The 22,106-nt window shown below is 58.1% G+C and carries 23 protein-coding genes; 15 read left to right on the forward strand and 8 right to left on the reverse strand.

What is annotated here, in order from left to right:
- Positions 1–120: 120 nt before the first annotated feature.
- From DFR37_RS18560 to DFR37_RS18575, 4 genes are all read right to left on the reverse strand, one after another.
- Positions 121–927, reverse strand: a complete 807-nt coding sequence (locus tag DFR37_RS18560) for an IclR family transcriptional regulator (RefSeq protein WP_113934674.1) — start codon at positions 925–927, stop codon at positions 121–123.
- A gap of 25 nt (positions 928–952) precedes the next feature.
- Complete coding sequence (locus tag DFR37_RS18565; RefSeq protein ID WP_113934675.1) at positions 953–1,807, reverse strand: fumarylacetoacetate hydrolase family protein; 855 nt, start codon at positions 1,805–1,807, stop codon at positions 953–955.
- Positions 1,808–1,832: 25 nt separating this feature from the next.
- Positions 1,833–2,663 (reverse strand): VOC family protein, encoded by an 831-nt coding sequence (locus DFR37_RS18570; protein ID WP_170139953.1) that lies wholly within the window; start codon positions 2,661–2,663, stop codon positions 1,833–1,835.
- A gap of 81 nt (positions 2,664–2,744) precedes the next feature.
- The gene (locus DFR37_RS18575) at positions 2,745–3,929 is read right to left on the reverse strand and encodes an ABC transporter substrate-binding protein (RefSeq protein ID WP_113934677.1); all 1,185 of its coding nucleotides are present in this window, start codon (positions 3,927–3,929) and stop codon (positions 2,745–2,747) included.
- 294 nt (positions 3,930–4,223) lie between these two features.
- Here DFR37_RS18575 and ggt point away from each other — a divergent pair, with 294 nt between their 5' ends.
- The 7 genes from ggt to DFR37_RS18610 all read left to right on the forward strand — a co-directional run bounded on the left by ggt (position 4,224) and on the right by DFR37_RS18610 (position 11,772).
- On the forward strand, positions 4,224–5,948 hold the full coding sequence (gene ggt, locus DFR37_RS18580; protein ID WP_113934734.1) for a gamma-glutamyltransferase: 1,725 nt from the start codon (positions 4,224–4,226) through the stop codon (positions 5,946–5,948).
- 35 nt (positions 5,949–5,983) lie between these two features.
- Positions 5,984–6,892, forward strand: coding sequence for an amino acid ABC transporter substrate-binding protein (locus DFR37_RS18585; RefSeq protein WP_113934678.1), 909 nt, complete (start codon positions 5,984–5,986; stop codon positions 6,890–6,892).
- Positions 6,893–6,961: 69 nt separating this feature from the next.
- Entirely contained in the window at positions 6,962–7,702 is a 741-nt protein-coding gene (locus DFR37_RS18590) for an amino acid ABC transporter permease (RefSeq protein WP_113934679.1), read from the forward strand.
- Positions 7,703–7,711: 9 nt separating this feature from the next.
- On the forward strand, positions 7,712–8,404 hold the full coding sequence (locus DFR37_RS18595) for an amino acid ABC transporter permease (protein ID WP_113934680.1): 693 nt from the start codon (positions 7,712–7,714) through the stop codon (positions 8,402–8,404).
- 19 nt (positions 8,405–8,423) lie between these two features.
- The gene (locus DFR37_RS18600; RefSeq protein WP_113934681.1) at positions 8,424–9,158 is read left to right on the forward strand and encodes an amino acid ABC transporter ATP-binding protein; all 735 of its coding nucleotides are present in this window, start codon (positions 8,424–8,426) and stop codon (positions 9,156–9,158) included.
- A gap of 134 nt (positions 9,159–9,292) precedes the next feature.
- Entirely contained in the window at positions 9,293–11,137 is a 1,845-nt protein-coding gene (locus DFR37_RS18605) for a phosphoenolpyruvate carboxykinase (GTP) (protein WP_113934682.1), read from the forward strand.
- 68 nt (positions 11,138–11,205) lie between these two features.
- Positions 11,206–11,772, forward strand: a complete 567-nt coding sequence (locus tag DFR37_RS18610) for a peroxiredoxin (RefSeq protein WP_113934683.1) — start codon at positions 11,206–11,208, stop codon at positions 11,770–11,772.
- On the opposite strand, the gene DFR37_RS18615 is transcribed toward DFR37_RS18610, so the two are convergent.
- Complete coding sequence (locus DFR37_RS18615) at positions 11,735–12,526, reverse strand: AraC family transcriptional regulator (RefSeq protein WP_113934684.1); 792 nt, start codon at positions 12,524–12,526, stop codon at positions 11,735–11,737. The two genes, DFR37_RS18610 and DFR37_RS18615, sit on opposite strands and share 38 nt — an antisense overlap.
- Before the next feature lie 106 nt (positions 12,527–12,632).
- On the opposite strand from DFR37_RS18615, the gene DFR37_RS18620 reads away from it, so the two are divergent.
- Positions 12,633–13,628 (forward strand): bile acid:sodium symporter family protein, encoded by a 996-nt coding sequence (locus DFR37_RS18620; RefSeq protein ID WP_113934685.1) that lies wholly within the window; start codon positions 12,633–12,635, stop codon positions 13,626–13,628.
- 41 nt (positions 13,629–13,669) lie between these two features.
- Here DFR37_RS18620 and DFR37_RS18625 read toward each other — a convergent pair whose 3' ends face one another.
- Together DFR37_RS18625 and DFR37_RS18630 are read right to left on the reverse strand one after the other, a co-directional pair.
- Positions 13,670–14,497 (reverse strand): ProQ/FinO family protein, encoded by an 828-nt coding sequence (locus tag DFR37_RS18625; RefSeq protein ID WP_242341897.1) that lies wholly within the window; start codon positions 14,495–14,497, stop codon positions 13,670–13,672.
- 158 nt (positions 14,498–14,655) lie between these two features.
- The gene (locus DFR37_RS18630; RefSeq protein ID WP_113934686.1) at positions 14,656–15,507 is read right to left on the reverse strand and encodes a helix-turn-helix transcriptional regulator; all 852 of its coding nucleotides are present in this window, start codon (positions 15,505–15,507) and stop codon (positions 14,656–14,658) included.
- Positions 15,508–15,773: 266 nt separating this feature from the next.
- Between DFR37_RS18630 and DFR37_RS18635 the strand changes: the two genes are divergently transcribed.
- Genes DFR37_RS18635 through DFR37_RS18650 form a run of 4 tightly spaced genes read left to right on the forward strand, consistent with a single transcriptional unit; the run spans position 15,774 to position 18,898 of the window.
- The gene (locus DFR37_RS18635; protein WP_113934687.1) at positions 15,774–16,493 is read left to right on the forward strand and encodes a glutathione S-transferase N-terminal domain-containing protein; all 720 of its coding nucleotides are present in this window, start codon (positions 15,774–15,776) and stop codon (positions 16,491–16,493) included.
- Complete coding sequence (locus tag DFR37_RS18640) at positions 16,490–16,798, forward strand: aromatic ring-opening dioxygenase subunit LigA (protein ID WP_113934688.1); 309 nt, start codon at positions 16,490–16,492, stop codon at positions 16,796–16,798. The genes DFR37_RS18635 and DFR37_RS18640 overlap by 4 nt, the downstream gene beginning before the upstream one ends.
- Positions 16,795–17,613, forward strand: a complete 819-nt coding sequence (locus tag DFR37_RS18645) for a DODA-type extradiol aromatic ring-opening family dioxygenase (RefSeq protein ID WP_113934689.1) — start codon at positions 16,795–16,797, stop codon at positions 17,611–17,613. The genes DFR37_RS18640 and DFR37_RS18645 overlap by 4 nt, the downstream gene beginning before the upstream one ends.
- Positions 17,614–17,671: 58 nt before the next feature.
- On the forward strand, positions 17,672–18,898 hold the full coding sequence (locus DFR37_RS18650; protein WP_113934690.1) for a TIGR03862 family flavoprotein: 1,227 nt from the start codon (positions 17,672–17,674) through the stop codon (positions 18,896–18,898).
- Between the two features lie 57 nt (positions 18,899–18,955).
- On the opposite strand, the gene DFR37_RS18655 is transcribed toward DFR37_RS18650, so the two are convergent.
- Positions 18,956–19,279 carry a DUF2501 domain-containing protein gene (locus tag DFR37_RS18655; protein WP_242341898.1) on the reverse strand — a complete coding sequence of 108 codons (324 nt, stop codon included), beginning with the start codon at positions 19,277–19,279 and terminating at the stop codon, positions 18,956–18,958.
- Between the two features lie 334 nt (positions 19,280–19,613).
- On the opposite strand from DFR37_RS18655, the gene DFR37_RS18660 reads away from it, so the two are divergent.
- The 3 genes from DFR37_RS18660 (at position 19,614) to catC (ending at position 22,106) form a co-directional block, all read left to right on the forward strand.
- Entirely contained in the window at positions 19,614–20,510 is an 897-nt protein-coding gene (locus DFR37_RS18660) for a LysR family transcriptional regulator (protein WP_113934692.1), read from the forward strand.
- Between the two features lie 164 nt (positions 20,511–20,674).
- Positions 20,675–21,796: a muconate/chloromuconate family cycloisomerase gene (locus tag DFR37_RS18665; protein WP_113934693.1), complete on the forward strand. Its 1,122-nt coding sequence runs from the start codon at positions 20,675–20,677 to the stop codon at positions 21,794–21,796.
- A gap of 19 nt (positions 21,797–21,815) precedes the next feature.
- Positions 21,816–22,106, forward strand: coding sequence for a muconolactone Delta-isomerase (catC, locus tag DFR37_RS18670; RefSeq protein WP_113934694.1), 291 nt, complete (start codon positions 21,816–21,818; stop codon positions 22,104–22,106).

The following is a 22,106-nucleotide window of genomic DNA, read 5'->3' on the forward strand; positions in this document are numbered from 1 at the left end:
CCAACGGTGTTGCCGGGGTGCTTCCATTCCATATCGAGCGTGCCTGGAGCATACGCAGCCGGCGCAAAAGAATGAGGCCTGCGTTTTGCCTTCGCGTTCGGGCTTGATCTGGGCATGGAGCTAGGGTTTTTGCTTTGGGGCAGCGGCTTCAGGGCTGCCGTTCGCGCGTGCCATGGCTTCCGAGATTCGTGCCGCGGCCATGACGATGCTGGTGACCAAGCGGTCTTCGCTGGCCTGGTCTATCTGGTCCTGCCATGCGACGGCGCTCAGGCTATGGCTGACATGGCCGTTGCCGCTGAAGATCGGCGCCGCAATGCCCATGCGTCCAAGGTCGACTTCCCCGCGCGAAACGCAGTAGCCGCGCTTGCGGATATTGCGCAAGCCCACGCTGAACGACTTCCAGTCGTTGCCCAGCCCGGCCTGCTGCAGTTCCTGGGTATGGCTTTCATATTCGCGTTTTTGCTGGCGCCACGGCATATGCGCAAGTATTACTTTCGAGGTCGCGCCGCGGTAGAAGGGCATAGGCTTGCCGCGTTGATAGCTGATGCCTTCGCCGGCAGGCCCCACCGTTTCGTGATGGATGCACATGACCTTTTTTTGATAGACCTGGCACAGAATGAGCGATGTTCCCAAAGGCATGGCGGGAGCCAGGCTGGAAATAATGGGGCCGGCCGCATGCGAGAGTGGGTCGGTGACCCGGATAATGCGGTCGAATTCGATGAAAGCCGGCCCCAGGCAATAACCCCGGTTGGGAATTTCATCGAGATACTCGAACTTGATAAGGCTTTGGAAGTAGCGATAGGCGGTACTGATCGAAAGCCGCAGTTCGTTGGCAACTTCTTCCACGCTCCATACCGGCCGCTCTTCGGTGAACAGCCGGGGGATGGCCAGCATGCGCTCGATTGAACTGCTGCGTTCTGTGGTCATTGTGATTTGCCCGCGCCGGCAAAGCTCAGGCTATTTCGTCGGCGATGGGGTTGCGCAAAATGCCGACTTGCGTGATCTCGACTTCGACCAGGTCGCCCGGCTTCATCCAGACAGGCGGCTGGCGCTTGGCGCCCACGCCGCCCGGGGTGCCGGTGGCGATGACGTCGCCCGGTTCCAGCGGAGTGAACGACGAAACGTAGGCAATGATCTCGCCAATAGAGAAGATCATGTCGGAAATCTTGGCCTGCTGCATGACTTCGCCGTTAAGCCGGGTAGTCAGCGTTTGCGCTTCGATATTCGGGACTTCGTCCGAGGTAACCAGCGCTGGGCCGAAGGCGCCTGTGCCGACAAAGTTCTTGCCGGGGGTGAACTGGTGCGAATGGCGCTGCCAGTCGCGCAAGGTGGCGTCGTTGTAGCAGGCATAGCCGGCCACGTGTTCGTGTGCGCGTTCGGCCGGAATGTAGCGTCCGGGGCGGCCGATGACGATGGCCAGCTCGCCTTCGTAGTCCAGTGTGGTGGAAACGTGGGGCCGAATGATGGGATCGCCGTCGGCGATCTGCGAGGCGGCAAAGCGCGTGAAGATGGAAGGATGCTCTTCGACGGGGCGGCCGGTTTCTGTGCGGTGGGTTACGTAGTTGAGGCCGACGCAGATGATTTTTTCGGGATTGGGAATGACCGCAAGCAAGTGGACTTCGTGCCGCGATAGAACGGGCGCGATGGCCACGGCGGCCTTGGCGTCGTCCAGCCCGCTGGCCAGCAGCGACTTCAAGTCGGGGTAGCGGTGGCCAAGAATGGCGCTAAGGTTGGCAATACGCTGATCGTTCAGCTGGGCGCCATAGCCCGATTGGCCGTTGCGGCCGACAAAAGATAAAAGACGCATGAGTATGTTCCTGGTGTGGCGGAATTCAGCTGCGCAAGTAAGCCTTGCCCCAGCTATTAAGGGTTTTTTCCTGGTGTATCCAACTGCCGGTGACGCGGTCTTCCTGGACGATTTCAAGTTCGGCGGAAATTTCCAGCCAATTGTTGTCCGGGTCGCGAATCATGAAGAACAGGTTGTTGCCGGGGCCGTGGCGGCCTGGGCCCCAATCGAGCGGGATATCGTGTGTGGAAAGCTCGTCGGCCCAGTCGCGTATAAGGCCCCAGTCGCCGGCTTCGTAGCAATGGTGATCGAAGGAATTCTGCGGCGCCACAAAAATGGCGACGATGTGATGTTCGTTGCCGGCTCGTAAAAAAGACGAGCGCAGGCTGTTGTCGTCGGCGTAAACGTTATCGCTGATACGCAGGCCCAGAACGTCCTGGTAAAAGGCCAGCATGGCGTCGATGCCGGTGGTGCCGAAGGCCAGGTGCTGCAAGCGGGCGGGCAGGCCCGGGTGGCGCTTGCGGTCTTGCGGGTCGTGTCCCAGGACGATGCGATTACCGTCGGGGTCGAGCACCGAAAAGGCCTTGTCGTCGAAAAAGGGGGAAGGCGAGGGATCGATGGCCGTTCCGCTTTTTTGTATGTGCTGCCGCAACGCTTGCAGCGCGGCGGCGGAGGGCAGTTGAAGGGCAGCATAGCGCAGGTTTTTTGCCTGGCCCGGCGTGAATGCCATGCGACGCTCGCGTCCTTCGCACATAATGCCGCCGCCGTCGAAGGGCGTCGTGCGCATTTGCATTGCGCTTGCGTAAAAGGATGCCAGCTTTTCAGGATTGGGGCTGTCGACGCCAAGATGGTCCAGCTGTGCCGATAGCTTGCTCATACTGCTCTCCAGGAAATGCGTGGATTCGTGGCGGCGCATGCTTGAAAGCGGTGCGCCGCCGCGAGTCCGGTCAAGCCGGGATCAGACTCCGGGATCCTTGACGTTGGGGACGGTTTCGAACTCGACGTTATAGATCTGGCCGTCGACCTTTTCCGCTTTGCGGATATAGATGTTCTGGACAATGTCGCGAGTTTCGGGGTCGATGCTGACCGGTCCGCGCGGGCTGGTCCAGCTCATGCCCTTCATGGCTGCCAGCAGCTGGTCGCCGGTGGCGTCGGGACCTGCTTTTTTCAGGGCTGCGTAAATAAGGTGCATGCCGTCATAGCCGCCGACCGACATGAAGTTCGGGCGCATCTTGTTGTTGGTCAGCTTTTCGAACGCTGCTACATAGGCTTTGTTTTCGGGCGACTTGTGCGCGGCCGAGTAGTGCTGCGAAGTAACCACGCCTAGTGCTTCGTTGCCCATGCTGGGCAGCAAGTCGTCGTCAAGCACGTCGCCGGTGCCGATAAGTTGGATGCCGGCATCGGTCAGATGCTTTTCAGCGAATTGCTTCATAAGCGCGCTGCCTGGACCCGAAGGTACGAAGACGAATACGGCGTTGGGCTTGGCGTCGCGAACGCGTTGCAGGAAGGGGCCGAAGTCGGGGTTCTGCAGCGGAACGCGAATGCTTTCAAGGATTTTGCCGCCGCCATCCGTGAAGTGCTTGATAAAGACTTTTTCAGCATCGTGGCCAGGACCGTAATCGGTGATCAGCGTAATGGCTGTCTTGATCTTGGGGTTTTTGGCGGCCCAGTCGCCAAGCGGCGCTGTGACTTGGGGCAAAGTCTGCGATGTACGGACGATGTACGGCGATTTTTTCACAATGGATGACGTGGCGGCAGCCATTACAACCATAGGTACTTTGGCCTGGGTGGCAACAGGCGCCGCGGCGAAGGCCAGCGGGGTCAAGCCGAATCCGGCCAGCACGTTTACTTTGTCCTGGACCACCATTTCTTGCGCAATGCGCTTGGTGGTTTCGGGAGCCAAGCCGCCATCGTCGCGCAGGATGACTTCGATTTTACGGCCATCGACCATGTCGCCATGTTGCTGCATATACAGTTTGACGGCCGTGTCGATTTGCTTGCCGGTAGAGGCAAAAGGCCCTGTCATGGGAACGATAAGCCCGATTTTGAATGGTTCGGCGGCCGCGGCCGGCGCAGCTACCAGGCTGGCTGCGGCGGTGGCCAGGCAGGCCGACGCGAGAACTGTTTTGATAAGGTGTTTCATTGTCTCTCCATGGAGTTACTGTGATAGTGAACGAATTCCTCAGTACAGTAAATTTGCGTTTATTTTATTACGTAATTACCAACATGCAGTAATTATAGAATAATAAGGCAGAAAGTAAAGAGGATGAGACAGTGTGCACTGTTAGCGATTTTGTGACAAGACTTTGCCGTCGGGGAAAATGCTAGGTTGGATGGTAGAATTTGGGGTGGGCGGCATAATGCGGTAAGGTCGCATCTAATATGGAGGGACTTTTTGCTGATACGAACGAACGCGAAATGGTTGTATGCGCTCGCGATGGCAGGGCTTTTGAGCATCGGCGCCGCGGCTTACGGCAAGCAGGCCGGGCTGCCCGACGAAGACCGGAACCCCGAAAGCGGCAGCGGCTATACGCAGAAAAGCGAGGTCCATGCCAAGCATTTCATGGTGGCGACCGCCAATCCGCATGCAACGCGCGCCGGCTACGAAATGCTGCGTCAAGGCGGAAGCGCGCTGGACGCGATCATTGCTGCGCAGATGGTGCTGACTTTGGTTGAACCGCAGTCTTCGGGCATCGGCGGCGGCGCGTTCGCCGTGTATTACGACAAGGCGCATAAAACACTGACAGCCTACGACGGACGCGAGACGGCACCTGCCGCCGCCATGCCGGGACGCTTCATGGCCGATGGCAAGCCTTTGCCGTATAGAGCGGCGGTCAACAGCGGTTTGGCGGTGGGAGTGCCTGGTGTGCTGCGTGCGCTGGAGATGGCGCACAAGCAGCATGGCAAGCTGCCCTGGGCCGCCTTGTTCCAGCCTGCAATACGGCTGGCGGAAGAAGGTTTCCGGGTTTCGCCGCGCATGCACGCTATGCTGCGCAATAGTCCTGAGTTGGCGCTGCAGCAGGCCGCCGCAGCCTATTTCTTCGACCCGGCCGGCCAGCCTTGGCCCGTGGGCCATTTGTTGAAGAATCCCGATCTGGCCAAGGTATTGCGCCAGGTGGCTCAACAGGGCGCTGATGCGTTCTACCGCGGAGACATCGCCGGCGATATCGTCGCGGCGGTGCGCGGCCACCCCACTCCCGGGGACATGACTCTTGCGGATCTGGCCAATTACCGGGCCCTGCAGCGCGAGCCGCTTTGCGGCAATTACCGCCTTTATCGTATTTGCGGCATGCCGCCACCCAGTTCGGGCACCTTGGGCGTCCTGGAGCTTCTGGGCGTCTTGCAGCATGTCCCGATGGAAACCTTCAAGCCGGCCGGTTTGCGGGCCGTGCACTATTTTTCCGAAGCGGGCCGCCTGGCATACGCCGACCGTGACTACTATGTAGCCGACCCCGACTTTGTCGATGTGCCGGTCCAGGCCTTGATCAGCCCCGCCTACTTGGCGTCGCGCTTTGCGTTGATTCGGCCCGATCGCAGCATGGGCACGGCTGCGCCCGGCGACCCCATGGGCATGCTGCGTTCGCTTGGCCGCGATAACGCGCTTGAGATTCCGTCAACCAGCCATCTTGTTGCAGTCGATGCCGCGGGCGACGTGGTGTCGATGACAACAAGCATCGAAGCCGCATTTGGCAGTAAGATTTTTGTTCGGGGCTTTCTGCTGAATAATCAGCTTACCGACTTTTCGCGCGATCCGGTCGACGCCGAGGGCCGACCGGTTGCCAATCGGGTGCAGCCCGGCAAGCGCCCGCGCAGCACCATGGCGCCGATCATTGTTTTTCGGGACAATGAGCCTTATATGGCGCTGGGTTCCCCGGGGGGGAATGTCATCATCAATTACGTTGCCAAAACCCTGGTGGCGGTTCTTGACTGGAACATGAGCGTCCAAGATGCGATTTCCCTGCCGAATTTCGGCAGCCGCAACAAGCGCACGGAACTTGAAAAAAGCACGGCACTGGCTGTTTTGGCCAAGCCGCTGGAAGCAATGGGCCATGATGTCGTCATACAGGAATTTCCCAGCGGCGTGCAGGCTATTGTGATCGACCGCTCCGGCTTGAGCGCCGGTGCGGACCCCAGGCGAGAAGGCGTGGCCATGGGCGGCTGACCGGCCAGGGCTCGAAAATTCATAAGGAGATAAGCATGATCCAGAAGTTACTGTTTTCTTTTTTGGCGTCGATCGTCATGGCGGTGGCCGTTGCCGGCACGGTACGGGCCGAGGGGCGGCTTGATCGAATCAAAACCACGGGCGAGGTCGCCCTGGGCTTTCGCGACTCATCGATCCCTTTTTCCTACCTGGATGACAAGCAGCAGCCTATCGGCTATTCCATGGATATCTGCCGTGGCGTCGTGGACGCGCTGAAAAAGCAGTTGGGCTTGCCTCAGCTTAAAACCAAGCTCGTTCCCGTGACGTCCTCGACACGGATTCCTTTGGTGGCCAACGGCACTGTCGATCTTGCCTGCGGCTCGGCAACCAATAACGAAGCTCGCCAGAAGCAGGTGTCTTTCGCGCCAACGATGTTCGTGACGGCAACGCGTTTTGCCGCCTTGAAGAAATCCAACGTGAAGGACCTGGACGATTTCAAGGGTAAAACCGTGGTTTCGACCGCGGGCACTTCGAATATACGCTGGCTTACCCAGGTCAATGCCGAGAAAAACCTGGGCATGCGGATTATTCCGGCCAAAGATCATGCCGAAGCTTTCTTGATGGTTGGCAGTGGGCGGGCGGTCGCATTCTTCATGGATGATGTGCTTCTGGCCGGACTGGCGGCCAGCTCGCGCAATCCAGACGAATGGATGATCAGCGCAAACGCTTATACGCTGGAGCCCTATGGAATCATCGAACCCAAGAACGATCCCCAATTCAAAGAGGCCGTCGACAACGCGGTAAAAGCCATGATGAAGGATGGCACTGTCGAAAAGCTCTACAACAAATGGTTCATGCAGGCCATTCCGCCCAAGAATATCAATCTGAACCTGCCGATGTCCGAAGAATTGAAGCGGGTTTTCGCCAACCCGACGGACTCGCCCGATCCCGCCGCGTACAAGTAGGGATTCGTTCAGATCAGGGCGGCCAGGCGGCCCTGGTGACGTTTGTTCCGTAGCATCGAGGTCTTGCACATGAACTACAACTGGAATTGGATGGTGTTCTGGGAAATGGCGCCAGACGGAGTCCACACCTATATGGGGACCTTGATACAAGGCCTGTACTGGACGGTGGGCGTTTCAATTGTGGCTTGGTGCATCGCATTGCTTGTCGGGGGAATCGTCGGTGTACTCGGGACCACCGGCAACGCCTGGGTGGAAAGATTCTGCGCAGGCTATGTCGAGCTTTTTCGCAATGTGCCACTGCTGGTCCAAATGTTCTTGTGGTATTTCGTGTTTCCCGAAGTCGTGCCGGCTCGTTTGGGCGAATTCATCAAGACGGCGGACCCCGCCTGGAGCACATTCTGGACAGCCGCAGTGTGCCTGGGCTTATTTACGTCGTCCCGTATTGCCGTACAGATCCAGGCGGGCATACGGGCTTTGCCGGCGGGGCAGCCGATGGCCGCCACGGCGCTGGGCCTGACCCGGCGGCAAGTCTATCGTTATGTGCTGCTGCCTTTGACCGTGCGCATGATCTTGCCGCCGATGGCCTCCGAGGCCTTGAATCTCATCAAGAATTCGTCGGTGGCGTTCACCATAGGCTTGCTTGAAATCACCGGCGCGGCGCGTTCCATGCAAGAGTTCACTTTCCAGATCTTCGAGTCGTTTGCGGCCGCCACTGTTTTGTATGTGGCCATCAACATCGTGGTGGTGCTGCTGATGCGCTATCTTGAAAAACGGCTGAGCGTGCCGGGTTTCATTGGCCAGCCAAGGTAGGGGGGCGCCATGCACGGTTTCGATTTCGAAATAATCATCCGCACAGCGCCGTATCTTTTCACGGTTGGGCTGATGTTTACGCTCAAGCTTACGGTGTTGTCCACGATAGGCGCGATCATTCTGGGTACCTTGCTGGCCATCATGCGCTTGTCGTCGAACCGCGCTGTTTCGGCGGTTGCGGGCGGCTACGTCAATTTGATGCGGGCGCTGCCCCTTATCCTTATTATCTTTTGGTTCTATTTCCTGGTTCCTTATATTGTGGGATGGCTGACCCAGGCCGGACGGCCTATTGCGGTCGGCGGGTTTACGTCGGCCCTGATTACGTTTACCTTGTTCGAAGCGGCTTATTTTTGCGAAATTGTCCGGGCCGGCATCCAGTCGGTTCCACGCGGGCAGCTGGACGCCGGCTATGCCGTCGGCCTGAGCTTTCGCCAGGTAATGAGTTATGTGGTCTTGCCCCAGGCCTTTCGCAAGATGACGCCGCTGCTGTTGACGCAGGTCATCGTCATATTTCAGGACACATCGCTGGTCTATGTGCTTTCGCTCACCGATTTCCTGGGCGCGGCCAATAATGTCGCCCAGCGCGACGGGCGGCTGGTGGAAATGTTTGTTTTCGCCGCCGTGGTTTATTTTCTTATTTCCTATGCGGCATCCCGCTCGGTCAAGATGCTGGAGCGGCGCAGCAATGCGGCTGGCGCGTGACTAGGCAAAAGGTTTATTTGTGATTGAATTCAAGAATGTCAGCAAGTGGTACGGCTCATTCCAGGTATTGAACGATTGCTCGATCTCGATCAACGCCGGTCAGGTCGTCGTGGTCTGCGGCCCTTCGGGGTCGGGCAAGTCCACCCTTATCAAAACCGCCAATGCCCTCGAACCATTCCAGAAAGGCGAAATCCTGATCGACGGCGTTTCGGTCGGCGCGCGCAAGACCAACTTGCCGCAGCTGCGCGCACGCATCGGCATGGTGTTCCAGCATTTCGAGCTGTTTCCGCATTTGTCGGTGATGCGCAATCTGGAGCTGGCTCAGGTCAAAGTGCTGGGCCGTACAGCGGACGAGGCGAACCAGCGGGGGCGCAGCCTGCTCGAGCGCGTGGGCCTCAGCGCCCACATGGACAAATTCCCCGGGCAGCTCTCCGGCGGCCAGCAGCAGCGCGTTGCCATTGCGCGAGCGCTGGCGATGGACCCCATTGCCATGCTGTTCGACGAGCCAACCTCTGCTTTGGACCCTGAAATGGTGAATGAAGTGCTGGACGTCATGGTGGACCTGGCCAAAGAAGGAATGACCATGATGGTCGTCACCCACGAAATGGGCTTTGCCCGCAAGGTGGCGGATCGTGTGATCTTCATGGACGAAGGAGCTATCGTCGAGGATTGTTCGAAAGACGAATTTTTCGAGCGTCCGGAAGAGTTGTCGGACAGGGCCAAGTTGTTTCTGTCGAAAATATTGACGCACTGACTGTTACTTTTCAAATTCAGTCCACAGAACGAGAAAGTCGATAAAATGGCCTGAAGACCACTTTTTTCCAAGAAAAAGCATCAGGCCCGGCATGCGCGCGTGCGTCCCCAGAGCCATTAAGGAGATTGAAACCAATGAACGCAACAACCAGTCAAAAGTCCATTCCCGAATTGAACGCTCCCGAATGGGTCAAGCACGAAGGGCTGAAGTCCTGGGTGGCCGAGGTGGCGGCGTTGACGCAGCCCGACCGTATCGAATGGTGCGACGGTTCGCAGGAAGAATACGACAGGTTGTGCGAACAAATGGTCCAGGCGGGCACCATGCGCCGGCTCAACCCGGCCAAGCGGCCCAATTCGTACCTGGCCTGCTCGGCGCCCAGCGACGTGGCGCGGGTAGAAGGCCGCACCTTTATTTGCTGCGAAAAAGAAGAAGACGCCGGGCCTACCAACAATTGGATGGATCCGGCTCAAATGCGGGAAACCCTGAATGGCTTGTTCGACGGCTGCATGCGCGGGCGCACTATGTACGTGATTCCGTTTTCGATGGGCCCGCTGGGTTCGCCCATTGCGCATATAGGCGTCGAAATTTCCGACTCGCCTTATGTCGTGGCCAATATGCGCATCATGACGCGCATGGGCCGCAAGGTCTATGACGTGCTGGGCGCAGACGGCAAGTTCGTGCCCTGCGTGCATTCGGTCGGCAAACCCTTGCAGCCCGGCGAGGCCGATGTGGCCTGGCCATGCAACGACACCAAATATATTGTCCATTACCCGGAAACCCGCGAAATCTGGTCTTTCGGTTCGGGCTATGGCGGCAACGCCCTGCTGGGCAAAAAATGCTTTGCGTTGCGCATTGCCTCCAACATGGGGCACGAAGAAGGCTGGATGGCCGAACACATGCTTATTCTGGGCGTTACCTCGCCCCAAGGTAAAAAAATGCATGTGGCGGCGGCGTTTCCATCGGCTTGCGGCAAGACCAATTTCGCCATGTTGATTCCGCCCGCATCCTTGCCGGGCTGGAAGGTCACGACCATTGGCGACGACATCGCCTGGATCAAGCCCGGCAAGGACGGCCGCTTGTACGCCATCAACCCCGAGGCCGGCTACTTCGGCGTGGCCCCCGGCACCAGCGAAAAAACCAACTACAACTGCATGGCCTCGCTGAAAGAAAATGTCATCTTCACCAATGTTGCGCTGACCGACGATGGCGATGTCTGGTGGGAAGGCATGGGTCCGGCGCCCGCGCACTGCATTGACTGGCAGGGCAACGACTGGACGCCCGACTCAGGCCGCAAGGCCGCCCACCCCAATGCCCGCTTTACGGTGGCCGCCGAACAAAACCCCGTGGTCGACCCAGAATGGGACAACCCCGCCGGCGTGGCCATCGACGCCTTCATTTTCGGCGGGCGGCGTTCCGATACCGTGCCGCTGGTAACAGAAGCCAGGAACTGGGTGGAAGGCGTCTATATGGCAGCCACGCTGGGCTCCGAAACCACGGCGGCGGCCGTCGGCGCGCAAGGCGTGGTGCGCCGCGACCCATTCGCCATGTTGCCGTTCTGCGGCTACAACATGAGCTCTTACTTCAAGCACTGGCTTACGCTGGGGCAGCAGTTGCAAGCCCAGGGCGCGACCTTGCCGCGTATTTTTTGCGTCAACTGGTTCCAGACCGACGAACAGGGCAAGTTCGTCTGGCCCGGCTTCGGCGAGAACATGCGCATCCTGAAGTGGATGCTCGAGCGCATTGGCGGTACGGCGCAAGGCCAGGAAAACCTGTTCGGCATCACGCCCCGCTACCAGGATATAACCTGGGATGGGCTGGATTTCGGCGCCGACAAATTTGCGCAGATCACGGCCATCGACTCGACCGCATGGAGCAAAGAACTGGGTTCGCGGGCCGAATGGTTCGACAAGCTTAAAAATCGCCTGCCAGCGGAATTGTCCAGCCTGCAGGCCAGTTTCAGTGCGAATCTGAAGCACTAAACCGGTTGTGCTTTCGGCCGCAAGCTTCGCCCCTGCGGCCAAAAGCACTCGACGTTCGAGGTGAAATCATGAAGTTGCCATTGATGTCCGTGTTGCGCAGGTTGTGTGCCTTAGTACTGTTCCTGGTTGTGCCATACTCGGCGCATGCCGCACTGGAAGTCGGCAGCACGGCGCCCAGCTTTTCCATCCAGGCTTCGCTGGGCGGCAATGTGTCCGACTTCTTCCTGGACGAAGCCCTCAAAAAGGGGCCGGTCGTCTTGTATTTTTATCCGGCCGCCTTTACCAAAGGCTGCACCATCGAAGCCCATAACTTTGCCGATGCGGTCGACGAATACAAGCAATACGGCGCAACGGTATTGGGCGTTTCCGCCGACAATATCGAAAAACTCAAAGAGTTCTCGGTAAGCGAGTGCCGCAGCAAATTCGCTGTCGCGGCCGACCCCAATACTGCGGTCATCAAGGCTTACGACGCCCAAATGGCGTTCAAGCCGAATATGGCCGATCGTATTTCCTACGTCATTACTCCAGACCATAAAATCTACTACGAGTACACCAGCATGGAACCTGACGACCATGTCAAGAACACCTTGGCTGCCGTCAAGAAGTGGGCCCAGGGCCAGGCGAAGACCGACTGAAGAACTCGCCCGGCGTCGTACCGAACTGTTCGCCGAATGCCGCAATGAATGCCGAAAGGCTGTCGTAGCCACAGGCCAGGGCGGCGTCGGTGACGCGCTCTCCGCGTTCCAGCAGCGGCAGGGCGCTAAGCAGCCGCAAGCGCTGGCGCCATAGCCGAAAGGTCAGCCCGGTTTGCAGGGTAAACAGGCGGCTTAGCGTGCGTTCGGAAACATCCAGGCGCACCGCCCAGCGATTCAGGCTTTCTTGCGAATCCGGGCGGGCCTGCAAGGCGTCGCATAGCTTGCGCAAGCGTGGGTCATTGGGCAAGGGCAGCATCAGCCCGGTAACCGGCGCGCAACTCAGTTGATCCAGCAGCACCCGCACCAGCCGTCCGTCCGGGCCGCTCTCGTCATACTCCACCGGCAGGCTGCCGAAGCTGCGGATCAGTTCGCGCAGCAAAGGGGTCACGCCCAGTACCTTGCATGTGGCGTTGTGCCGGCTGGCGGCTTCCGAGGCAATGTACAGGCTGTTGATCTGCGTGTCGGCTGAACAATACACCTGGTGCTGGATGCCGGCGGGAATCCAGATGGCGCGTTGCGGAGGCGCAACGAACAAACCGTTGGAGGTATGGACATGCACGACCCCGCGTGCCGCGTACGACAGTTGCACCCAGGGATGGCTGTGCCGATAGCTCAAAGGCTTGTTGGGCAAGCCTTCGGCGTGGCCGTAGACGGGACGAGGCAAGGCTTTAAGCTCGGCCAGATCTCGGCGCAACGCGGATGTTTTGTCCGGTCGAAGATAGTTCGTGGCTGTATATCGTTAGACGGAAGTACGCCGACACGTTAACGTAGGCTTCCGTTCTATGCAATCCCCTGGAATCATGTCTGAATTACGCTATTTATTCGATAAGTTCACTTTGACTCTTATTGCGGTCGTTCTGGCCGCCACGCTGGTGCCCGCCCACGGGGTGGGAGCGGTAATATTCGACTGGATAACCATCCTGGCCATTGCCCTGCTGTTCTTCATGCACGGCGCCAAATTGTCGCGCGAGGCCATCATCGCAGGGGCCATGCACTGGCGCCTGCACCTGCTGGTTTTTTCCTGCACTTTCATTATGTTCCCGATAGTGGGCTGGGCGCTGAAGCCGGTATTGCAGCCGTTGCTGGGCGCGTCCTTGTATGTGGGCGTTCTATATTTATGTGCGCTGCCCGGCACGGTGCAGTCGGCCATTGCATTTACCTCTATCGCGCGCGGCAACATTCCGGCCGCGGTATGCAGCGCGTCGGCCTCCAGCCTTATCGGCATTGTGGTCACGCCCTTGCTGGTGGGCTGGCTGCTGGGAGCCACCGGCGCCTCTATCTCTACGCTGGACGCTATTTTGCATATCAGCGTTCAGCTATTGCTGCCCTTCGTCGCCGGCCATCTGATGCGTCCCTGGATAGGCAAGTGGATGGACCGCAATCGGAATTGGCTCAAGACCGTCGACCAAAGCTCGATCTTGCTGGTGGTGTATACCGCCTTTAGCGCGTCGGTCATAGGCGGGCTATGGAAGACTGTGTCGCTGCGCGAACTGGCGGTATTGGTGCTGGTGTGTTGTGTACTGCTGGCCCTGGCGCTTTATGCCACGATGCATCTGGCGTGCCGCCTTGGCTTCAACAAAGAAGACGAGATCACTATTGTGTTTTGCGGCTCGAAGAAAAGCCTGGCCACAGGGGTGCCGATGGCGCAAGTGCTGTTTGCCAGTGCTGCCGTGGGGCCGGCCCTGTTACCGCTGATGGTGTTCCATCAAATTCAATTGATGGTGTGCGCCGTCATGGCGCAAAAATACGAGCGCCGGTTCGAGCAGCCCGCCGCGGTATCGCAGCAGGCTGGCTAGAACGTAGGGAACTGCTGGTTCGGCTACGGTGCACCAGCCCTTCAGGCTTCGTGCGTCGTCGGTGCAGAGGGATCTTGCGTAGCGGGCGTGGTGACGCCAGCCGGCTCATGCTTTTCTTGCTGGTCGGGACTGCCTGCAACTGCAGCCGTGGCAACGGCGTTCGATGCCGGCAGATCGTCTTGCCGTTCGTTAAGCTCGACGGCGCCCGTGGTGGAGTCCGCGGCTTGCGCAACTGCTGGGGTCGTAGCATCCGCTGCCTGGGGCGCGGTGTTTTTACGCGATCTTGCCGCGTTGGTGCGCCGGCGTGCAGCCAATTTTTTTGCAAACTGGGCCTCGGCAGCGGTTACCGTGCCGGCGGGTTCGCCGGCCAGGTCCACACGTGGCGCATCTTCCACCATGCAGGCCCAGTAGCGGCTGCCCTGGCACCAGGTTTTTACCGCCAGCGTAATTTCTTCGGGAGTCAGCTTAAGCGCCTCGGCCTGTGTGTGCAGTTCTTTGTGTATACCCAGCTTGAGCGGCACTTTGGGCTCGGGCTTTTTGGGAAACGCTTTTGGAAACTGTTTTTGCAGGCGAGAAATCGTAATGACGACAGGATCGACCGGCGCAGCATCTTTGCGTGTGTCCTTGCGGGCATCTTTATGGGCGTTCTTGCGGGCGTCCGGGCGTGCAGACGCTTTGCCTTTTTGTTTTTCCCGCGTCTGCTTGCGTTCTTGCTCGGCCCTTGCGGTAAGCTCGCGCTTGAGTTCGGCAAGTTGTTCAAATCCCATCGTCTCGTTATTCCAAAAAAAAATTAAATGCCCCCACGCTTCACCGCTGCGCGGTTCGCTGCCCACGTCGCGGCTTGCAAGCCGCTCCGATTCGACAGGCATAGGGCAGTCCGCAGGGACTGCCCTATGTCCGGTCTCATCCCCCGAGGGGACGCCTTTTGCCTTGGGGCGGCCCTGCGGCAAAAATGTCTATTTGCGCAATTGTAGCAACCTGTGGAGTTTTGGCGCTTTTAGCGGTGGCTACCGGATGAAACCAGCAGCTACATGGATGCTGTCTTCATGTTGAAGTCAGGCGCTGCTTCGACACGTTCTATGAGCTTGGCAAACAGTTCCTGCTGGGTTCGGATGTTCAGTTTGGCAAAGCCCCGGTTGCGATAGGTGATGGCGGAGGCGGCTTTTATGCCCATGGCCCTGGAGGCGGCCGGAATGGTCAGGCCTCGGGCGATATGCAGGATCAGGTCGTATTCGCGCTTGCTGAGCTTGGCTTTCAGTTCGCTCTGGATCAGGTCGAGCTTATTGGCACTAAGCGAATAGGCTTGCGGCATGACGCTATAGCGTTGCACGGCGGCCTCGCCCAGGCAGTCGGCCAGCAACTCAAGATAGTGCAGGTCGGCCGGGGAAAGCGCCTGTACGCTGGCCGAGCGGTAAATGCCGATAAATAGATTGTTGTTGTCTTTAAGCTGGCGAAATATGCCGAAGCGTTGCGTGGTGCCGGCAGCGTCGTAGCAGGCAGTGCGGTAGGCGGGGTCAACGATGTCGTGAGCGCTTTGGTGCAGCAGGATGGTGGACCTGGACATCGATGCTGAGTTGTTGTGGCGCACAACTTCCTGCAGGGCGATGTCCCTTTGGTAATACTGTTCAACATAGGCGCCGGAAGCCTTGGGAGCACCAAATAGACGGGACTCGGCATGCCCCAGCAGCAAGGGCTGGCCTGTGGCGGGCAGCAGGAACAACGCGCAATTAAGCATGTCGACCTCGGAGCGCACAAGGTCAAGAATGGCCTGCGGCAGCATCTTGGGGTCGTCGTTGGTAATGGCCGCCAGCAACTGGAACAGGCCGGATTGCGATATCGGAAATTTCTGCGACTGTGGACTGGTCTTCCATATCCGCATGTCGGGGCTCCATCTTGTAGTAGTGTTCTGCCGGATTCGCTGCTGTCCAAACGGGACGCCAGGCGTATCGGTGTTTTGTCCTTAGTTAAGAGGACATACATTATGCTGCGCCGCAGTTTATGATGCTTTGACGCGGTTGCAGGCTAAGTTGCTGTGTTGCTTGATGATTTTAATGCAAATTGCAGCCCCGCGATGACTCGCGCAAAGCTTCGGCTTATAGGCGCAAGCCATGCCGCGAATTACCCATCAACCATCAAGGAACCACCATGTCCGACCGGTCTTTGTCCCCGACATTTCCGCCCAAGCTGGCACTGTATTTCAGCCCTAAAGCCTGTTCGCTGGCCTCGCACATTGCGCTGGAAGAGTCAGGCATCGCTTACGAGGCGGTGTCGGTCAATATCCGGAATCAAGAAAATCGCAATGCCGAATACCTGCGGCTCAATTCGGGCGGCACCGTGCCCACGCTGGCAATCGACGGCCAGCCGCTGACCGAATCCCAGGCCATACTCACCTATATTGCGGACCTGGTTCCAGAACGCCAGTTGATGCCGCGGCCCGGCACCCTTGCCCGGGCGCGTGCCCACGAATGGATGAACCTCATATCCAGCAGCCTGCACGTCTCCTACCGTTCTATCTTCCGTCCCCAGACTTATGGCGGGGAAGACCAGGCCGCCATGGCGCAGGTGCAGCAGCAGGGCGGCAAGAATTTGGCCAAATACTTGTCCCTGATCGAGTCTCGCCTGGACCCGGCCAACACCTATGCCACGGGGGAAACATTTACAGTGGTGGATGCCTACCTGTTCGTCTTTTATCTTTGGAGCTACGACGAACGCATACATTGTGAATTGCCCGAGCGGCCGCGTTACCGGGCTCTGGCCGAGCGCATAGCCGCGCGTCCCGCAGTGCAGAAGGTCGTAGGCCGTGAGCGCACAGTACGTGCCTACGACTTGCCGGATCATATTCTGCTGGACAAGGTGACGGCATGACTCTGTACGCGGTGCAAAAGCTCATTTACGAAGTCAATCGCAGCCGCGACGGCATGGAGGCTTTCAAGGCAAAGCCCGACGCCTTCATGGATGCCTACGAGTTAAACCAGGAAGAGCGCGGCGCCCTGAGCAAGCCAGATATAGGCCTGTTGTACGTGCTGGGCGTCAATGGACAGTTGCTGATGCATTTTGCCGCTGCCTGGGGGTACGAATGGAATGCCTATCTGGACGCCATGCGCGAAGGCCTGGCCAACTACGGCGCAGTGCGCGAAGGCATTTACGCAATCAAAGAGGAAGGTCTATGAGTATTGTTTTTTGTGGGGTTTGCAGCCATGGCCCCGGCATTACCGCGCGTACGGAACGCGCCGAGCCGCACAAGCGCGAACGCCTATTGCAAAGCTATGCACGGATGCGCCAGGCCTTGCGCGATGCAAAGCCCGATGTTCTTGTGGTCATCGCGGCCGAGCATTTCGCGAACTTCTTCATGAACAATATGCCGGCTTTTGCGGTAGGCATGGCCGACCATTACGAAGGCCCTATCGAAGATCCTGAATGGCTGCGTATTCCGCATACTCGGGTGCCCGGCAATCGCGATGTCTCTTTGCGCCTGTTCAAGGGCATGATGCAAGAGGTGGATTTAAGCTATTGCGAAGAATGGAAGTTCGACCACGGCATCATGGTGCCGTTGCACCACCTGACGCCGGACTACGACTTGCCTGTCATCCCTATCAACATCAATTGCCAGAACCCGCCGCTTGCGCCCCTGCACCGCGTTTATGCGCTGGGCCAGGCCATACGCAGCGCCGCCGAAAAAATGCCCGAGCGCGTCGCGGTAATCGGTACAGGCGGCATTTCCCATTGGCCGTGCACGCCGGACACCGGCCTGATCAATGAAGAATGGGATCGCGAATTCCTGCGCCGCTGGGCCGACAACAATCGCGACGAGCTTATCGACTATACGGATGAAGCCACTTATCGGGACGGCGGCCAGGGCGGCTATGAAATCCGCACCTACATTGCCGCCGCCGGCGCGGCTGGCGGGGCCAAAGGGGAAATCTGGTGCTACGAGCCTATTCCCGACTTCGCCTGCGGGTGTACGGTGGGCGTTATGAAACTTTAAGTTCCGCCTGTGCTACCGTGGCACTTTTCCGGAGCAGCCTGTTCAATGATTTCATCTCATGCCCTCTAATATCGTAGCCGTCATCGGGGCGGGCCCGGCCGGTTTGATGGCGGCCGAAGAGCTGGCCAAGGCCGGCGTGCGCGTTGCTGTTTACGACGCCATGCCATCGGTGGGCCGTAAATTCCTCCTGGCCGGACGCGGCGGACTGAACTTGACTCACAGCGAGCCGCCCGAAGCGTTCCGGTCGCGCTTTGGCGACCGCCGGTCGCAGGTCTCATCCTGGCTGGATCAGCTCGACGCGGCAGGGTTGCGCCAGTGGGCCCAGGACCTGGGCGTCGAAACCTTTGTCGGCTCATCTGGCCGGGTGTTTCCCAAAGAGATGAAGGCCGCGCCCTTGCTGCGCGCATGGCTGCGCCGCTTGCGTGCGGCGGGAGTGCAGTTTCATACGCGCCATGTATGGCGCGGCTGGGCCGACGACGGCGCTTTGTTGTTTGATACCCCGCAGGGGAGGGTTAATGCCCGCCCCGATGCCGTGGTCCTGGCCCTGGGCGGCGCCAGTTGGCCGCGCCTGGGCTCGGATGGCGCATGGCAAGGCCTGCTCGAAGCGCACGGAGTTGGTATTGCACCCTTGCGTCCCGCCAATTGCGGCTTTCTGGCCGGGTGGTCCAGCTATTTTTCAGAGCGGTTCGCGGGCCAGCCGCTCAAAGCCATCGCCATGGCGCCGCAGGACGGCTTCGACATGCGCCGGGGCGAATGCATGGTAACGGCGGGCGGCCTTGAAGGCGGGCTGATTTACGCCTGGTCGGCCCGCTTGCGCGATACCTTTCTGGCCGAGGGCTCCGCGACGCTATATATAGATTTGCTGCCAGACCGCAACTTGGCGCAAGTGCAGGCCGAGGCGGCCCGCCCGCGCGGCGCCCGCTCCTGGTCCAGCCATCTAAGCAGCCGCCTGGGCTTGCGCGGCGTCAAGACCGCATTGCTGCACGAATGCCTGCCCAAGGCCGCATTCGACGATCCGCAGGCATTGGCGGCGGGCATCAAGCGCCTGCCGGTGCGTCTTGATGGCCTGCGGCCACTGGCCGAAGCCATCAGCACGGCTGGCGGCGTACGGTTCGACGCATTGAACCAGGACTTGATGCTGCGGCCTTTGCCCGGCGTGTTTTGCGCCGGTGAAATGCTGGACTGGGAAGCGCCTACGGGCGGTTATCTGCTGACGGCCAGCTTCGCCAGCGGGCGGGTGGCTGGGCGGGGCGTGTTGCGCTGGCTGGCGGGCCGGGCGGGCTAAAGTATTCTCCGTCTTTCCCGAGACGAAGTTTTTTGGCCGGCTCTGGACTGCTCCAATTTACAGCATGGATTTTGCCGTCGACAGCACCGTGTCGCAAATCTGCTTGGTGGCGGCCGCCTTCAATCCTTTTCCGGCCAAATTGACGGGTTTTCCGTCTTTTCCGTGCAAAATCCCCTTCACGCCATCGGCATAAGCGCCATCGATATAAGCGCTTTCAGAATAGGGAGTGTTAGAGGAAGGCGGCATGCCGGAAAGTTTGCCTTTCAGGGAGCCTTCAATGGACTCGGCCTCATCGCCGCTGAGGTATTTGTTCTGAACGCAATATTCCAGCACACCGGCGATATTATTGATATTGGTTGTGCTGGGCGCCTTGCCGGGCATGGGGTTGCCAATGCCTCCCAGTGCACTGCCGCCGGGCAGAGTGTGGGAGTCCGTGCTTTTGAGCAGATCGCCAGACTGCGCATGCGTTGCGGCAAATGGTAAAAGTAGCGCAAGCAAGCCGCCAATAACGGTTTTACGGTCAATAAAGGTCATGTTGGACTCCCTTCAACCCGTGGGACAAACTTTTACTTTAGTCTTCTTTTTATGGCGGGGTTATTGGTTTTATGGCCTAATCGCGATAGGGTGAATGGGCTGGGCAAGGCCATATAAGCGGCGTTGTGCGGGTATTACGATAAGCTTCCCGTATAGCGGGTTTTCTAAAGAGGGCGGGCAAATGGAGTTGCGGCAAATCCGGTATTTCCAATGTGTGGCTGAAGAGCTGAGCTTTACGAAAGCGGCCTTGCGGCTTCATATTGCGCAGCCGCCCTTAAGCCGCCAAATCCGGCAACTCGAGGAAGAGTTGGGCGCCGATCTGTTCGAGCGTTTGGGCAGGTCGATCCGATTGACCGACGCGGGCAAGTTTTTTTTCGATAAAACAGTTCAGTTCTCGACTCGTCTGGAAGACATCGCCATCGCCACGCGGCGTATCGCTGAAAAGCGAAAGCAATGGTTTGGCATCGGTTTTGTTCCCTCTATGTTGTACGGTTTTGGGCCCACACTGATACGCAATGTGAATGCGTTGAGCGAACAGGTCGAAATAGGCCTCAGCGAAATGACAACGCTGCAGCAATTCAAGGCCCTGAAAAGCGGCCATATCGATATCGGCTTTGGGCGGATATTGCTGGACGACCCCGACATCGAGAGGCTGGTGCTGGTAGAGGAGCCGATGGTTCTTGTCGTGCCCAAGAACCATGTCTTGTCCGGACGTTCGTCAGTAGGCGTGGACGACATCGTTCGTGAGCCGTTTGTCTTGTATCCGGCGAAACCCAGGCCTAGCTACGCTGATCATGTCACGGGCTTGTTCGAACGGTTTGGCCATAGCCTTACCGTTGCGTTCGAGGCAAATGAGATGCAAACAGCGATAGGCTTGGTGGCTGCGGGGCTGGGCATTACTCTCGTGCCGGGTTCGGTGCAATGCATGCAAAGAGACGATATCGATTTTATTGCCTTTAGCGCACCCAATTTCACTTCTCCCATCATGATCAGTTGGGCCAAAGGGAACAATTCGCCGTTTCTTCGCAATGTTATCGATATGGCTAAAAGAACGGTTATTGCTTATTACCAGACGTAAATGAATGGCAGGCTGCATTGCTTCTGCGCACCACGCATCCGTCTGCGGCTGTTGCTTAATTAATACTAAAAAGGTATTGAATCGGCTACAAATGATATTGGACGCTGCTGGGTCCGATTCCTATACTTTCTGATATCAATCACTAACTATATGTCGGGAAGTCCATGGGGCCAATTATCAATGATATCAACTGTTTGATCGTTGATATTCCAACTATCCGTCCGCATAAATTGTCTGTAGCCACTATGGGTGCCCAATCGATGGTGCTTGTGCGGATACAGGCTTCAGATGGCGTGGAAGGCATCGGAGAAGCGACGACAATCGGCGGCTTGAACTACGGCGGCGAAAGCCCCGAAAGCATCAAGACCAATATCGACGCCTACTTCCGGCCTTTGTTGCTGGGCAAGCCGGCCAATCGGCTTGCCGAACTGCGCCAGCTGGTCTGTAAAAACATCAAAGACAATCATTTCGCCAAGTCGGCAATTGAAACCGCTTTGTACGACGCGCAGGCCAAGCGCCTGGGCGTGTCGGTCAGCGACCTGTTTGGCGGCCGGGTTCACGATTCGATCCCTGTGGCGTGGACCTTGGCCAGCGGCGATACGCAGTTCGATATTGCCGAGGCACAAAAAATGCTTGATTTGCGGCGCCATAATATTTTCAAGCTGAAGATAGGCTTGCGTTCGCCCAAAGAGGACCTGAAGCATATCGCCAGCATAAAAAATGCCTTGGGCGACGATATCGGCATTCGCGTCGATATCAATCAGGGTTGGACCGAAACACAGGCGGTGCGTTACTTGCAGGCTTTGGCTGATGTTGGGATCGAGCTTGTAGAGCAGCCTATTCACTATAAAAATCTTGCTGGCATGGCCCGGCTTACCGCGCTTGGGCGCGTGCCCATTATGGCCGATGAGGCTTTGCGCGGACCGCAGGACGGCTTCCGGTTGGCTGCCGACCACTGCGCCAATGTCTTTGCCATCAAGATTGAACAGGCCGGAGGTTTGCAGGCGGCCCGCGACCTGATCTCGATAGCCGAGGCAGCGGATATATCGTTGTACGGCGGCACTATGCTGGAAGGCTCGGTTTCCACTATTGCCGCTGCGCACCTATTTTCAACTATCGGCAATCTTGAGTGGGGCAGTGAAATGTTCGGCCCTCTATTGTTGAAGGACGAAATTCTCAAGACGCCTCTTGATTACAGCGACTTTTCGCTGAAGCTGCCGACAGGGCCTGGATTAGGAATAGAGCTGGACGAAGAGAAGTTGGCTTTTTATACGCGCAAGTTTTAGATATCAAGAAGGAACAACTATGCTGTTCAAAGTAGAAATGGTTGTGAATATTCCGCTGGATGCCGACCCAGCGGTCATGGACGCCATAAAAAAGCAGGAAAAGGAATACTCGCAGAATTTGCAAAAGTCCGGAAAATGGCGGCATATCTGGCGCGTGGCTGGTCAGTATGCCAACGTAAGCATTTTTGATGTCGAGAGTAATGAAGAGCTGCATAACTTGTTGCTGGCCCTTCCCTTATACCCCTACATGGAAATGAAAGTCGAGGCGCTTTGCCGCCACCCATCATCAATTCGTGAAGACGATCGCTAA

Source organism: Eoetvoesiella caeni, from assembly GCF_003315175.1.
Lineage (GTDB): Bacteria > Pseudomonadota > Gammaproteobacteria > Burkholderiales > Burkholderiaceae_B > Eoetvoesia > Eoetvoesia caeni.

What these genes read in the sequence shown, in the direction of transcription:
- DFR37_RS18655 (WP_242341898.1), bottom strand. Translation starts at nt 19,279, where the DNA reads ATGCCCGGCAAGGCGCCCAGCACAACCAATATCAATAATATCGCCGGT.
- ggt (WP_113934734.1), top strand. Translation starts at nt 4,224, where the DNA reads ATGGCAGGGCTTTTGAGCATCGGCGCCGCGGCTTACGGCAAGCAGGCC.
- catC (WP_113934694.1), top strand. Translation starts at nt 21,816, where the DNA reads ATGCTGTTCAAAGTAGAAATGGTTGTGAATATTCCGCTGGATGCCGAC.
- DFR37_RS18645 (WP_113934689.1), top strand. Translation starts at nt 16,795, where the DNA reads ATGAGTATTGTTTTTTGTGGGGTTTGCAGCCATGGCCCCGGCATTACC.
- DFR37_RS18570 (WP_170139953.1), bottom strand. Translation starts at nt 2,663, where the DNA reads ATGAGCAAGCTATCGGCACAGCTGGACCATCTTGGCGTCGACAGCCCC.
- DFR37_RS18630 (WP_113934686.1), bottom strand. Translation starts at nt 15,507, where the DNA reads ATGCGGATATGGAAGACCAGTCCACAGTCGCAGAAATTTCCGATATCG.
- DFR37_RS18605 (WP_113934682.1), top strand. Translation starts at nt 9,293, where the DNA reads ATGAACGCAACAACCAGTCAAAAGTCCATTCCCGAATTGAACGCTCCC.
- DFR37_RS18560 (WP_113934674.1), bottom strand. Translation starts at nt 927, where the DNA reads ATGACCACAGAACGCAGCAGTTCAATCGAGCGCATGCTGGCCATCCCC.
- DFR37_RS18660 (WP_113934692.1), top strand. Translation starts at nt 19,614, where the DNA reads ATGGAGTTGCGGCAAATCCGGTATTTCCAATGTGTGGCTGAAGAGCTG.
- DFR37_RS18625 (WP_242341897.1), bottom strand. Translation starts at nt 14,497, where the DNA reads ATGCCTGTCGAATCGGAGCGGCTTGCAAGCCGCGACGTGGGCAGCGAA.
- DFR37_RS18650 (WP_113934690.1), top strand. Translation starts at nt 17,672, where the DNA reads ATGCCCTCTAATATCGTAGCCGTCATCGGGGCGGGCCCGGCCGGTTTG.
- DFR37_RS18665 (WP_113934693.1), top strand. Translation starts at nt 20,675, where the DNA reads ATGGGGCCAATTATCAATGATATCAACTGTTTGATCGTTGATATTCCA.
- DFR37_RS18595 (WP_113934680.1), top strand. Translation starts at nt 7,712, where the DNA reads ATGCACGGTTTCGATTTCGAAATAATCATCCGCACAGCGCCGTATCTT.
- DFR37_RS18575 (WP_113934677.1), bottom strand. Translation starts at nt 3,929, where the DNA reads ATGAAACACCTTATCAAAACAGTTCTCGCGTCGGCCTGCCTGGCCACC.
- DFR37_RS18635 (WP_113934687.1), top strand. Translation starts at nt 15,774, where the DNA reads ATGTCCGACCGGTCTTTGTCCCCGACATTTCCGCCCAAGCTGGCACTG.
- DFR37_RS18565 (WP_113934675.1), bottom strand. Translation starts at nt 1,807, where the DNA reads ATGCGTCTTTTATCTTTTGTCGGCCGCAACGGCCAATCGGGCTATGGC.
- DFR37_RS18620 (WP_113934685.1), top strand. Translation starts at nt 12,633, where the DNA reads ATGTCTGAATTACGCTATTTATTCGATAAGTTCACTTTGACTCTTATT.
- DFR37_RS18610 (WP_113934683.1), top strand. Translation starts at nt 11,206, where the DNA reads ATGAAGTTGCCATTGATGTCCGTGTTGCGCAGGTTGTGTGCCTTAGTA.
- DFR37_RS18590 (WP_113934679.1), top strand. Translation starts at nt 6,962, where the DNA reads ATGAACTACAACTGGAATTGGATGGTGTTCTGGGAAATGGCGCCAGAC.
- DFR37_RS18585 (WP_113934678.1), top strand. Translation starts at nt 5,984, where the DNA reads ATGATCCAGAAGTTACTGTTTTCTTTTTTGGCGTCGATCGTCATGGCG.
- DFR37_RS18640 (WP_113934688.1), top strand. Translation starts at nt 16,490, where the DNA reads ATGACTCTGTACGCGGTGCAAAAGCTCATTTACGAAGTCAATCGCAGC.